Source organism: Mycobacterium europaeum (assembly GCF_002102155.1).
In the GTDB taxonomy this organism is placed as follows: Bacteria; Actinomycetota; Actinomycetes; order Mycobacteriales; family Mycobacteriaceae; genus Mycobacterium; species Mycobacterium europaeum.
Genome location: NZ_LQOU01000025.1, coordinates 94661 through 107199, shown reverse-complemented (window position 1 = coordinate 107199; position 12539 = coordinate 94661). Strand labels below are relative to the sequence as shown.

At 72.0% G+C, this 12539-nt stretch carries 9 protein-coding genes and 1 pseudogene; 6 read left to right on the top strand and 4 right to left on the bottom strand.

Features of this window, described 5'->3' with window-relative positions:
- Positions 1-2: 2 nt before the first annotated feature.
- On the bottom strand, positions 3-311 hold the full coding sequence (locus AWC03_RS12385; RefSeq protein ID WP_007167558.1) for a DUF3263 domain-containing protein: 309 nt from the start codon (positions 309-311) through the stop codon (positions 3-5).
- Positions 312-513: 202 nt separating this feature from the next.
- On the opposite strand from AWC03_RS12385, the gene AWC03_RS12380 reads away from it, so the two are divergent.
- From AWC03_RS12380 to AWC03_RS28230, 5 genes are all read left to right on the top strand, one after another.
- A complete protein-coding gene (locus tag AWC03_RS12380) occupies positions 514-1107 on the top strand; it encodes a peptide deformylase (RefSeq protein WP_085240759.1) in 594 nt (197 codons plus the stop codon).
- Positions 1107-1883 (top strand): GNAT family N-acetyltransferase, cg3035/Rv0428c family, encoded by a 777-nt coding sequence (locus AWC03_RS12375; RefSeq protein WP_085240758.1) that lies wholly within the window; start codon positions 1107-1109, stop codon positions 1881-1883. Before AWC03_RS12380 ends, AWC03_RS12375 begins: the two co-directional genes overlap by 1 nt.
- A gap of 110 nt (positions 1884-1993) precedes the next feature.
- Complete coding sequence (locus AWC03_RS12370; RefSeq protein ID WP_085240940.1) at positions 1994-2800, top strand: exodeoxyribonuclease III; 807 nt, start codon at positions 1994-1996, stop codon at positions 2798-2800.
- 166 nt (positions 2801-2966) lie between these two features.
- Positions 2967-3410 carry a hypothetical protein gene (locus AWC03_RS12365; RefSeq protein WP_085240757.1) on the top strand — a complete coding sequence of 148 codons (444 nt, stop codon included), beginning with the start codon at positions 2967-2969 and terminating at the stop codon, positions 3408-3410.
- A gap of 50 nt (positions 3411-3460) precedes the next feature.
- On the top strand, positions 3461-7876 hold the full coding sequence (locus AWC03_RS28230) for an HAD-IC family P-type ATPase (RefSeq protein ID WP_090420192.1): 4416 nt from the start codon (positions 3461-3463) through the stop codon (positions 7874-7876).
- Here the strand turns inward: AWC03_RS28230 and AWC03_RS28225 are convergent.
- Positions 7842-7919 (bottom strand): annotated as a pseudogene (locus tag AWC03_RS28225) (hypothetical protein); the annotation flags it as partial. The gene AWC03_RS28230 and the pseudogene AWC03_RS28225 sit on opposite strands and share 35 nt — an antisense overlap.
- A gap of 63 nt (positions 7920-7982) precedes the next feature.
- Here AWC03_RS28225 and AWC03_RS12355 point away from each other — a divergent pair.
- Positions 7983-8258 carry a hypothetical protein gene (locus AWC03_RS12355; RefSeq protein WP_090421510.1) on the top strand — a complete coding sequence of 92 codons (276 nt, stop codon included), beginning with the start codon at positions 7983-7985 and terminating at the stop codon, positions 8256-8258.
- Here the strand turns inward: AWC03_RS12355 and AWC03_RS12350 are convergent.
- Both AWC03_RS12350 and AWC03_RS12345 read right to left on the bottom strand, forming a co-directional pair.
- Positions 8255-12094 carry a SpoIIE family protein phosphatase gene (locus tag AWC03_RS12350; RefSeq protein WP_085240754.1) on the bottom strand — a complete coding sequence of 1280 codons (3840 nt, stop codon included), beginning with the start codon at positions 12092-12094 and terminating at the stop codon, positions 8255-8257. The genes AWC03_RS12355 and AWC03_RS12350 overlap by 4 nt on opposite strands.
- A complete protein-coding gene (locus tag AWC03_RS12345; protein WP_085240753.1) occupies positions 12091-12447 on the bottom strand; it encodes an STAS domain-containing protein in 357 nt (118 codons plus the stop codon). Before AWC03_RS12345 ends, AWC03_RS12350 begins: the two co-directional genes overlap by 4 nt.
- Positions 12448-12539 lie beyond the last annotated feature (92 nt).

The following is a 12539-nucleotide window of genomic DNA, read 5'->3' as shown; positions in this document are numbered from 1 at the left end:
AGTCAGGTCACCTCGAAGCCCAGGCGCCGCGCCGCCCGCGCCTTCTGGCGGCTGGCGCGCAGCCGCCGCAACCGCTTCACCAGCATCGGGTCGGCGGCCAGCGCCTCGGGGCGGTCGACCAGCGCGTTGAGCACCTGGTAGTAGCGCGTCGCCGACATCGAGAACAACTCTTTGATCGCTTCTTCTTTTACGCCCGCAAATTTCCACCACTGACGTTCAAAGGCGAGGATGTCGTGTTCGCGGCGGGTGAGCCCATCTGCGATCTCGGCATCGTCCCCCGATCGATTTGCCCGCGCCATGGCGCTGTCCATATAGCTTCCCCTGGACCCTTCCGGCGAATTCTCGGCTGCACTAATGACTTGACTTACCTAAGGGCGTGTTTCGGCGAATATTGAACCACGGCCCAAACCCTCAAGCCGTCATCCAGACCCGCGAGTCGGCCGATTGGCTCAGATTGCCCGCACCGCGATCGCCGGCCCGGGCGCGCACGCGCGTGCGGTAGCTTAGCCGACCATGGCAGTCGTACCGATCCGGATCGTCGGCGATCCGGTCCTGCACACCCCGACCCAGCCGGTGCCCGTGGGCGCCGACGGTTCGCTGCCGGCGGACCTGCGTGAGCTGATCGCCGACATGTACGACACCATGGACGCCGCGCACGGAGTGGGCCTGGCCGCCAACCAGATCGGGGTCGGGCTGCGGGTCTTCGTCTACGACTGCGCCGACGACCGCGGCAGGACCGACCGCCGCCGCGGCGTGGTCGTCAACCCGGTGCTGGAAACCTCCGAAGTGCCCGAGACGATGCCCGATCCCGACACCGACGACGAGGGTTGCCTGTCGGTCCCGGGCGAGTCCTTTCCCACCGGCCGCGCCACCTGGGCGCGGGTCAGGGGTCTGGACGCCGACGGCCGGCCGGTCGAACTCGAGGGCACCGGCCTGTTCGCGCGCATGCTGCAACACGAGACCGGCCACCTGGATGGCTTCCTGTACCTGGACCGCCTCGTCGGCCGCCACGCGCGCAGCGCCAAGCGCGCCGTCAAGGCGCACGGGTGGGGCGTTCCCGGCCTGTCGTGGATGCCCGGCGAAGGACCGGACCCCTTCGGTCACTGATGATCTCGTGGCCGGACCCGGGCACGCGGGTGACGCTTCGCTACCGGCGCCCCGCCGGTTCGGTGCCCCCGCTGACCGACGCGGTGGGACACCTGCTGGCGGTCGAGCCGTCGGTGCGGGTGCGGACCAAGACGGGCGCGGTCGTCGAGGTGGCGGCCGGCGACGTGGTCGCACTGCGGGTGCTGACCGACGCGCCGGTCCGCACGTCCGAGATCCGGGCACTCGAGCACGCGGCCGCCGCGGCCGCGCCCGGCGCGGAACGGGCCTGGCTCGAGGGCTGGCTGCTGCGCGCCGGTGGCGGCGTCGATTACGCCGTGCCGCTTGATGTTTCGGCGCACGCCGGAACCGTCGCGGCCATCGCGGCCTGGTATGAGGCGCGCGGGTTGACCGCGCGGCTGATGATTCCGGATCGCCTGTTGCCGACGCCGGCGGGGCTGAACGCCGAACACACCGAGCGCGTCTGGGTGCGCGACCTGTCCGCTGCGGCCCCGCCCGAAGCCGACCCCGAGGACACGGCGCTCGCGCGCGCGGCCGTGACCGACGCGCCCGACGGCACGCGCTGGGTGGGCCTGACGGCGACGGGCCCCGCCGACGACCACGCCACCACGGCCGCGTGCGAAGCGCTGTTGGCGTGGGCCGCCGCGCGCGGCGCGACCCGCGGCTACCTGGTCGCGCCCGGCACCGGGTCGATGGCGCTGGCCGAGGCGCTCGGCTTCCGCGCGCATCATCGCCGCCGCTATTTCCCGGCGCGCTCGCCGGCCTGGGATACCGTCTAGCGATGACTGATGGCGGCGACCCGCAGCGCCCGGCTTCGCCGCGCTTGCGATCGCCGCTGACTGATGGCGGCGACCCGCAGCGCCCGGCTTCGCCGCGCTTGCGATCGCCGCTGCGGCTGGCCACCTGGAACGTGAATTCGATTCGCAGCCGCCTGCCCCGTGTCGTCGACTGGCTGGCCCGCGCCGACGTCGACGTGCTGGCCATGCAGGAGACCAAATGCTCCGACAGCCAATTTCCCGCGCTGCCGTTCTTCGAACTCGGCTACGAGGTGGCGCACGTCGGCTTCAACCAATGGAACGGCGTGGCGATCGCCTCCCGGGTGGGCCTCGACGACGTGCAGGTCGGCTTCGACGGCCAGCCCAGCTGGAGCAGCAAGCCGGAGGTGGCCGCGACGGCCGAGGCCCGCGCGCTCGGCGCCACCTGCGACGGGGTCCGGGTCTGGAGCCTTTACGTGCCCAACGGCCGCGCGGTGGGCGATCCGCATTACTTCTACAAGCTGGAGTGGCTTGCCGCGCTGCGTGATACGGCCGCCGGGTGGCTGCGCGACGATCCCACCGCCCAGATCGCGCTGGCCGGCGACTGGAACATCGCCCCGACCGACGATGACGTGTGGAGCACCGAATTCTATGCCGGCGCCACGCATGTCTCCGAGCCGGAGCGCCGCGCGTTCGACGCCATCGTCGACGCCCAATTCTCGGACGTGGTAAGGCCTTTCGCGCCCGGGCCCGGCGTCTACACCTACTGGGACTACACCCAGCTGCGCTTCCCGAAACGGCAGGGCATGCGCATCGACTTCATCCTCGCCTCCCCGGAATTGGCCCACCGCGTCACGGATGCCCAGATCGTCCGCGACGAGCGCAAGGGCAAGGCCGCCAGCGATCACGCACCTGTGCTGATCGACATAAGGCCTGCCTAATTCAAATTGCATCCGGTGGTGCGTTGTCTGCGCGTTTGCAAGATGGCAGGCTTTCTTCTGTTAGAAGCAGATACAATGTTTTTTTGCTGTTAACGATGCGTTCAGGCGGGTACACCTCGCGCGCGACGCGGAATTCGCGGCATGGACAGGAAGTCAGGGAGTCAGCATGAGTGTCATCGGCGGAGCGGTTCGGGGCGTGGGTCAGGCGGTGAGTCGCGTGGCGACCACGACGACCGCGGCCGCCGGCGCAGTGGGTGGCGCGGCGGTCAACGGGGTCATCGGAGGCGTCACCGGCGCCGCCGAGGGCATCAAGAAGGGCATGAGCAGCGGCAGCCATTCGGCGCCCGCGGCCGCGGTGGCCTTCGGCGCGCTTGGCGTCGCGGGGCTGGTCGAGTGGCCGGTGGTGCTCGCGGTCGGTGGCAGCGCCCTGTTGTTGCAGCGGCTGAGCCGCAAGCACGAACCCGCCAAGTCCACCAAGGCCAGCCTCAAGGCGGTGCCGGTGGAACCGGCGCCACAGAAGGCGGCGCCGCAAAAGGCGGCCGCCAAGTCGACCGCCAAGAAGGCAGCGGGGAGACGGGCCGGCAGCGCCGAGTTGCGTAGCACCAACTGACGCGACCCCTCGACAACGCTTTGGCCATTGCGACCGCAATACGGCAATCCTTGCCGTTGCGCGCCGTCGCGACCGGCATCCAGGCGACCACCTCGCTGGTCGAGTCCGGCATCACCATCGCCGCGATTCCGCTGCGCGAGGGCGCGCGGGCGATCTCGGGCGAGCTGCCCGGGGGCACGCCGGCGACACTGACCCGACGGTGCTGGCGCGGCCGGGACCGCGCCTGGATCGAGGTGCGCGGGCTGGACGGCGCTGGCGGCGACGACTTGGGGCGCACGGTCCTGCACGCGGTGCTGGCCCAGCCCGGGGTGGCGTCGGCCGCCCTGAACTACCCGCTGTCGCGGGTGGTGATCACCATCGGCGACGCGGAGACGTCGCTGCGCGACCTGTGCCGCGTCGTCGATGCCGCCGAGAAGCGTTGCGGGGCAAGGGCCCCCGCGAAGCCGTCGGCGCCCCCGACGAGCCTGCCGGGCGACGGCGTGGTGCTGGCCACCCGCGCCGCCACCGCGGCCGCCAGCGCGGCCGGGCTGGGCGTCGCCCTCACCGGCCGGGCCCTGCGCTGGCCGCGCATGCCCATCGGCGTCCTGGCGGGCGTGGTGGCCCTCGACTACCAGCCGTGGCTGCGCCGCCTGCTGGAGGACCGCATCGGCCGGCCCGCCACCGACACCGTGCTGGCGCTGGCGGTGACGGCCGCGGAAACCGTCACCCTGTCCCCCGCGTCGTTGTCGGTCGGCCTGCTGATGCAGTCGCTGAAAGCCGCCGAATGCCGCGCGGAGGCGCGCGCGTGGGTCCGCCACGAGCCGCAGCTCGCCGGCCACGCCGATCACCCGCACACCGACCCGTCCGCGGCGTCGAAGCCGCCGCGCGGCCGGCCCGCCGACCACTATGGACATCGATTCGCACTGGTTCAGGCCGTCAGTGCCGGGATCGTCGGCGCCACCACCCGCAACCTGCACCAGGCGGCCCTGGCCGTCCTGGTGACCACCCCGGCGGCCAACCGCACCACCCCGGAGGCCTTCGCCGCCGCGCTCGGCCAGGGGCTGGCCGAGCGGCACGCGGTGCTGTCGTTGCGCCCGGAGGCGCTGCGCCGCCTGGACCGGGTGGACGCGATCGTCGTCGACCCCCGGGTGTTGTGCACCCGCAGCCTGCGGGTGTCGATCATCCGCGGCGCGAAGGAGGCCGAGCTGCCCGCGGCGTGGTCGCGCGCCCAGCTGATGCTGGAAAACCAGCGCCTACGTCCCGGCTGGCACCCGGTGCCCGGGATCTCGGCCAGTAAGCCGAATGGCGAAGTGGAGGCGCTGTTCTGCTTCACGCATGACCCGTTGGCGTCGGCCGTCGTCGCCGAGGCGCACCGGACGAAGGCCGAACTGGTTTCCGTCGAGGACGACTCGCTGGGCGAATTGCGGCCGGCGTTCGACGACATCAGGCCGCTGGAGCGGGGCTCCATCGACGACGCGCTGGCCGGTGCCGTCACGGCTCTGCAGGAGGCGGGCCGCACGGTCGCGGTGCTGTCTTCGGCCGGCGCGCAAGCGGTTTGGTCGGCCGACGTGGCGCTGGGCATGATGCCCGAGCCGGGGGACGGCCCGCCGCCGTGGTACGCCGACCTGATGCTGCCCGACCTCGCGGCGGCCTGGCGGGTGCTGCACGCGCTCCCGGCGGCGCGGGCCGCCGCCCAACGCGGCGTCGGGATCTCCGCCGGCGCAACGGCGATGGGTTCGCTGCTGATGATCCCCGGCGTCCGCGGTATCGGGCGCGGACCGGTGACCAGCGGGGCGGCGGCCGGCCTGTTGTCGGGATATCTGCTGGCGCGCGGCATCATCCGGGCGGACGCGCCGCGCCCGGCTCCCGTTCAGGAATGGCACGCGATGGCGGCCGAGCATGTCCGCAGGGCGTTGCCGCCGCCCGACTCGGAGCCCGCCGGCGATCCCAGGGCGCTCGCGCTGGCCACCCTGGGGGCGGCGCAGCCCGAAACCCGCGCGCACGCCGTGCTGCAGTTCCTGGGCGCCGTGCGCGCCGAGTTGACCGACCCGCTGACCCCGGTGCTGGCGCTCGGCTCGGCGGCCAGCGCGGTGCTCGGCTCGCCGGTCGACGCCGTCCTGGTGTTCTCGGTGCTGACCGGCAACTCCATGCTCGCCGCGAGCCAGCGGCTGCGCGCCGAGAACCGGCTCAATCATCTTCTGGCACAACAGATCCCACCCGCCCGCAAGGTGGTGTCCGACGTGGACGGGGAGCGGGTGTACACCGAGGTCATCGCGGCGCAGCTGCAGCCCGGTGACGTCATCGAGGTGCGCACCCACGAGGTGGTGCCCGCCGACGCCCGGATCATCGAGGAAGTCGACGTCGAGGTCGACGAGTCGACGCTGACCGGTGAGTCGCTGTCGGTGGAGAAGCAGGTCGAGCCGACGCCCGGCGCCACCCTCGCCGAACGCCGCTGCATGCTGTACGCCGGGACGACCATGGTGGCGGGCACCGCGGTGGCGGTGGTGACCGCGGTCGGGGCCGACACGCAGGAACGCCGTGCCGCCGAACTGGTGTCGGGCGACCTGTCCTCCGACGTCGGTCTGCAGCACCAGCTCAGCCAGCTCACCAACCGGGCCTTCCCGGTCAGCATGACCGGCGGCACGCTGGTCGGCGCGCTGGGGCTGTTGCGAGGGTCGGTCCTGCGTCAGGCGGTCGCCAGCGGGATCGCCATCGCCGTCGCGGCGGTTCCCGAGGGGATGCCGCTGGTGGCGACCCTGGCGCAGGCCGCGTCGGCACGGCGGCTGACCCGGTTCGGCGCGCTGGTCCGCGTCCCGCGTTCGGTGGAGGCGCTCGGCCGCATCGACGTGGTCTGCTTCGACAAGACCGGGACGCTCAGCCAGAACCGGCTGCGGGTGGTCGAAGTGGTTGCGGTGCAAGGAAGTTCGTGCGACGAGGTGTTGCTCTGCGCCGCGCACGCCGCGCCGCCGTCCAACGGCGAGCCGCACGTGCACGCCACCGACGTCGCCATCGTGGAGGCCGCCTCGGCCGCATTGGGGGCCGCTTCGGCCGTCAATGGCCACAACGCGACCGCACCCGTCGCGCACCTGCCGTTCCGCTCCGGCCGATCCTTCTCCGCCTCCGTGACGGACACCGAGCTGGCCGTCAAGGGTGCCCCCGAAGTGGTGTTGGCCGCCTGCGGGGACGTGAGCCCCGCCATGGAGGAGACCGTCGCTCACATGGCAAGCAGCGGCCTGCGGGTGATCGCGGTGGCGCGCCGGCAGCTGAGCCCCGCCCAGGCGCGGGCCATCCGGCACGAGCCCGACGACATCGCCGACTTCGCCGGCGACGGGCTGACCCTCACCGGGTTCCTGGGCTTGTCCGACACCCCCCGCGCCGAGGCGGCCGGGCTGCTGGCGGATCTGCGCCGGCTTTCGGTGGGCGTCAAGCTGATCACCGGCGACCATCCGATCACCGCGAAGGCCATCGCCGAGGAACTCGGGATGAGCGTGCCCGCCGGACAGGTGATCAGCGGCGCCGAATGGGACGCGTTGTCGCGCAAGGATCAAGAGCGCGTCGTGACCGAGCGGGTGATCTTCGCCCGGATGACGCCGGAGAACAAGGTCCAGGTCGTTCAGACGCTGGAGAGCGCGGGCGTGCGCACCGCGATGGTCGGCGACGGGGCGAACGATGCGGCGGCCATCCGGGCCGCCACGGTCGGCATCGGCGTCGTCGCCGGCGGGAGCGACCCGGCGCACATGGCGGCCGACGTGGTGCTGGTCGACGCCCGCATCGAGGGCCTGCGCAACGCCATCGAGGAGGGCCGCCAGCTCTGGCAGCGGGTGCAGGCGGCCGTGTCGGTGCTGCTGGGCGGCAATGCCGGCGAGGTGTTGTTCGCCATCGTCGGCAGCGCGATCACCGGGACCTCGCCGCTGAACACGCGGCAGCTGCTGTTGGTGAACATGATGACCGACGCGCTGCCGGCGGCGGCGCTGGCGGTGAGCAAGCCCAGCGGCCCGGTCGACCCCGGCATCCGGGGCCCCGACCAGCCCGCGCTGTGGCGTGCCGTCGCCATCCGCGGCGTCACGACGGCCGCCGCGACCACGGCGGCATGGGCGATGGGCAGCGTCACCGGCCGCCCGCAACGGGCGTCCACCGTCGCGCTGGTCGCCCTGGTGGGCGCCGAGCTGGGTCAGACGCTGCTGGACTCACATGCCCCGTTGGTGGTGGTCACCGCGGCGGGCTCGCTGGCCGCAATGGGGACGCTGATCAGTATCCCGGCGGTCAGCCAACTGCTGGGATGCACACCGCTGGGTCCGGTCGGCTGGGCGCAGGGGCTGGGATCCGCTGCCGCGGCGACCGTGGCGATCGGTGTGCTGAATCGTGCGCTGACGGGTCCGGACAGACCTGCCGATGCACCCGCCCCGGCGGGCGAACCTCGACGACCCCGACCCGCCACAGCAGCGCATAGAGTTCCAGTAACGGCACCTTCAGCACCACAGCAATAGATGAAACCAGCGGATCGCCCCCGGTGTCTGTCATCGTCGACATAGGTCCGACGGTGGCCGGAGTACCCGGCGGGTCGGCAAACCCTCCGTTACTGAAAGGCAAATGATGGCGGAAAAGAAGTCGCGCAGAGGGACGACGCAGCGCGAGGCGGTGCAGAAGATCCGCGAGGGCGAAACCTTTCACGTGAACCTGCCGGTGCTCGGGCAGATGGAGATTCCCCGGCCCGAACAGCTGGCCTATTTCGGGGGCCTGGCCGCCCTGGCGGCACTGGAACTCATCGACTGGCCGGTGGCCGTCGTCATCGCCGCCGGACACCTGCTGGCCAGCAACCACCACAACAAGGTCTTGGAGGAGCTCGGCGAGGCCATGGAGGAGGCCTAGCGAACCTGGTCGAAGCGCAGCGTGACCCGGGTGCCGGCGAGCGTGCGGAGGGTGTCGACGTGGTCGGCCAGCCCGCCGATCAGGGAAAGACCGCGGCCGCGGCGCCGGCTGCGCAGGCTGGCCGAGGAATCGCCCGCCCACCGCCCGGTGTCGCTGACCGTGACCGCGACCGTCCGCTGGTGCGCAAAGGCCTCGACGGAGACGGTCCGGCGGGGCTCGCCGTCACTGCCGTGCTCGATCGCGTTGGTCACGGCTTCGCCGGTCGCCAGCAGGATGTCCAGCTCGCGTTTCGGGGCGACGCCGATTCGGGACAGCCATGCGCGTAGCCGCTCGCGCACGACGGGAATCTGACCCGAAGCGGCCGTCACCACGGTGGCGAAGCTGCCCGGGGCCTCGTGACTCGTACGCAGCGCCAGCACGACGACGTCGTCACGGTAGCCGGTGGGCGGCGCCAGCCGGGACAGCAGCTCTTTGCAGATGGTCTCGACCGGCAGGTCGGCGCATTCGGCGGCCGCGGCCCTGAGCCGGGCCAGCCCCCGGTCGAGCGTCTCGCCGGCGCGCTCGACCAGTCCATCGGTGTAGAGCAGGATCAGGCTGCCCGGCGGCATGTTCGCCGTCGCGGTGGCGTCGGCCGGATAGCTTTGCGCATCGTGTTCCTTGATGGCGACCGGGAGACGCCGGCCGGCCGTCAGGAAGATCGCGCGACGATCGGGCAAGACCAGCAAGGGATAGGGGTGTCCGGCGCAGCTGTAGTTGACGGTGGCGCAGCCGGTGTCCGGCTCGGCCTCGATCAGGGCGTAGGCCACCGTCGCGCAGCGCGCCCCGGCGACGCTGGCCCCGTACCGGTCCAGCGCGCCCAGCACCGCGCCCGGTTCGCCCGCGGTGAGGGCCGAGGCCGCCACCGCGGCGCGCAGCCGGCTCATCACGATCGCCGCGGGCAACCCGTGGCCGACGACGTCGCCGACCGAGATCGCGACCCGGCCGCCGCGGTCCAGCGGCGTGACCGAATACCAGTCGCCGCCGACCCGCATCGCCTCACCGGCGGGCTCGTACACGGCGGCCACCACCGCGGCCGTCGATCCCCGATCCAGATCCAGCAGGTGCTCCTGGAAGTCGACGGCGATGCGGTGCTCGCGCTCCATCACGCGGACCCGGTCCAGGGCCGAGGACGTCAGCTCCGCCATGCGACCGAACACGTCGAGTTCGGCGGCATCGAACTGGCGCGGCGTGGACCACAGCAGGCCCAGCATTCCGACGACGCGGCCCGAGGGGTCCCGCAACGGGTGGGCGACGCACGCGCGGACGCTGGCGGCGGTGTCGTGCACCGCGTGCTCGTAGCGCGGGGGCAGGTCGAAGGTGTCGGTGATGACCATCGACTCGCCGGTGCGCACGACGTCGGCGCCCACCACCGGGGAGTCCAGCCCGGTCACGTGGTAGCGGTCGCGCAGTTCCCCGGGCAGGTGGCCGGCGTACTCGAACCGGATGTGGCGTTCGCCGTCGAGGACGCCGATGGTGACGGTGGCGGCATCGGCCGAGCCGAACGAGGATTCCAGCAACGCGTCCAGGATCCCGGCGACCGAGTCGGAGGCCTGCAGCGCGGAGTCGAGCTGCACCAGGTCCGAGGCCGCCGCGCGGCGCTGGCGATCGCGCTCGCGGGCCACCGCGGACAGCCGCGACTTCACCCGGTCGACGAGCTCCTGGGACCGGAACGGCTTGGGCAGGTAGTCGTCGGCCCCGGCGGCGTAGCCCTCGTCGACCGCCTCCACCCCGGCCCGCGCGGACAGCATCAGGACCGGTGTGGCCGCCAGTTCCGGGTCGGCGCGGATGGCCGCCACCAGTCCGAAGCCGTCGATGCCCGGCATCATGACGTCGGTGACGATCGCGTCGGGGCGCAAGGTCCTGGCCGCCGCGAGCGCCGACTCCCCGTCCGCGGCCAGGACGGTCTCCCATTGGGCCGACAGCACCCGGTCGAGATGGTCCCGCATGTCGGCGTTGTCGTCCGCGATCAACACCAGCGGGCGCGACCTCTCGGGAACCGCCGTCGCCCCGTCGGGTTGGTCGACCGGCGTCAGCCACTGCCGGGCCTCCGCCACGTAGGGGTTGGTCTCGTCCAGCAGGCCGGCGGGTGACTGGCCGGCCGGCGTGCCGATCGATTGCGGCAGCCGGATGGTCACCGTCGTCCCGCGGTCCAGTTCGCTGGAGATGCCGACGGTCCCGTCGTGCAGCTCGACGAGCCCGCGCACCAGCGAGAGGCCGATCCCGGTGCCCTCGACGCTGCGGCCGCGGTAGTTGTCGGCCCGGTAGAAGCGGTCGAACAGGCGGTCCAGGTCCTCGGCGGCGATCCCCACCCCGGTGTCGCGCATGGTGACGACGCAGTGGCCCGGCTCGGCGCGCACCTCGACCGAGATCGAGCCGCGCAGCGTGTATTTGACCGCGTTCGACAGGAGGTTGAGGATGATCGTCTCCCACATGCCCGGGTCGACATCGGCCAGCACCGGCGCGCAGTCCACCACGAGGTCGAGCCCGGCCCGGTGGCACAGCTCCGTGAAGGACGACGCGATGTGGGCGGTCAGCGCGCCGACGTCGGTGCACGCCAGTTTCGCGTTGGCGCGGCCGGCCTCGATCCGGGAGAAGTCGAGCAACGAGTCGACCAGGCGCTGCAGGCGGCGCGCGTTGCGGCCCGCGGTGCTCAGCCGGTCGGCCAGCACGCTCGCCGGCGCCGCCTCGGACAGCGCATCGTCGAGCGGCCCGAGCAGCAGCGTCAGTGGGGTGCGGAACTCGTGGCTGACGTTGGTCAGGAACGCGGTCTTCGCCCGGTCCATCTCGGCCAGCGCATCGGCCCGCTGCCGCTGTTGTTCGTAGGAGACCGCCGAGGCGAACGCCGCGGAAAGCTGGTCGGCGAGCAGTTGGCAGAACCCGCGGTACATCGCATCGAGGGGGCGCCGCGGATTCACCCCGATCACCACCGCCCCGCCGCCCAGGGTTTCCCCGAGCGGCAACACCAGGGCCTGCCGGGGGCAGTTCTCGCCGAAAAGCGCCGTGATGCCGGGGATTACGTCCTCGAGCCGGCCGATGACGCGCGCGGCGCGGGCCCGTGGCGCCGTGTCCCAATCCGTGAGCTCGGCCAGCGAACCGGGCAGCAGCGAACGAACGGCGGGCGTGGCCCCGCGCAGCGCACTGTCGCGTGCCCCCTTCCCGGGGCCCGCCACGTAGACGGCGATGAACGGCAAATCCGGTGGCTGCGCGTCGCACACGGCGACGGCGCTGCTCACCGCGTCGTCGATGGTGTGCGCGTCCATCACGGCGGCCGCCACCGAGTTGAGCAGGTGGAGCCGCCGCTCGCTCAGCACCCGGTCGGTCGTTTCGATCACCGCGCAGAAGACGGCGGTGACCGCGCCCTCGCCGCCGATGATGGGGCTGTAGGTGAACGTGAAGTACCGCTCCTGAGACTGGCCGCCGGTCATCAGCGGCAACATCAGGTCGTCGGACCAGGTCGCGACGCCGGTGTCGATCACGCTGGTCAGCATCGGCGAGATCTGCGGCCAGATCTCCCACCAGACCTGCTGCGCCGGGCGGCCCAGGGCGGCCGGATGTTTGTCCGCCAGGATCTGGGCGTAGGCGTCGTTGTACATCAAGAACAGATCCCCCGGCCCCAACCAGAGCACGATGGGGAACCGCGAGGTCAAGGCGACGGCCACGGCCACCCGCACCTCGGCCGGCCAGTCCCGCGGCGCGCCCAATGGGTGGGCGTCCCAGTCGAATTCGGCGAACCGGCGCCCCATCTCGCCGCCCAACCCGACCGCAGCCGCAAGATCGGCCGGCAGCGCCGGGTTCATTGCCGTCGCTTGTGTTGCAACGCCTCGGGCAGCGTGGGGTAGATGTCGAGGATGCGATCGAGTTCGGTCACCTCGATCGGGCGGAGCACTTGGTCGTGGTCCGCGATCAGCCGGACCGCCGTCCCGGCTTCCTTGCCCGCGTCGTGACAGTCGAGCACGGCGTTCAGCGCCGCGCTGCCGAAGAAGTCGACCGCTTGCAGGTCGACCAGGACCAGCCGGGACGGGTGGGTCTCGGCCAGCTTGAGCGCGGCGGTCAGGTGGGCGGTTACCTCATCGACGGTACTGGAGTCGACGCCGCCCTTAACGCGTACGACCACAGCGTCCTCGAGTGCCTCGTGTTCGACCGCCAACACCTTCGATGCCTTTCGCCGCTCGCCCGGATGCGCGGCGATCGCCGCCCCGAGTGTCTAGGAACACTAACGGTTTGCGGGCCGCCGCGCCCACG

What these genes read in the sequence shown, in the direction of transcription:
- AWC03_RS12385 (WP_007167558.1), bottom strand. Translation starts at nt 311, where the DNA reads ATGGACAGCGCCATGGCGCGGGCAAATCGATCGGGGGACGATGCCGAG.
- AWC03_RS12380 (WP_085240759.1), top strand. Translation starts at nt 514, where the DNA reads ATGGCAGTCGTACCGATCCGGATCGTCGGCGATCCGGTCCTGCACACC.
- AWC03_RS12375 (WP_085240758.1), top strand. Translation starts at nt 1,107, where the DNA reads ATGATCTCGTGGCCGGACCCGGGCACGCGGGTGACGCTTCGCTACCGG.
- AWC03_RS12365 (WP_085240757.1), top strand. Translation starts at nt 2,967, where the DNA reads ATGAGTGTCATCGGCGGAGCGGTTCGGGGCGTGGGTCAGGCGGTGAGT.
- AWC03_RS12355 (WP_090421510.1), top strand. Translation starts at nt 7,983, where the DNA reads ATGGCGGAAAAGAAGTCGCGCAGAGGGACGACGCAGCGCGAGGCGGTG.
- AWC03_RS12350 (WP_085240754.1), bottom strand. Translation starts at nt 12,094, where the DNA reads ATGAACCCGGCGCTGCCGGCCGATCTTGCGGCTGCGGTCGGGTTGGGC.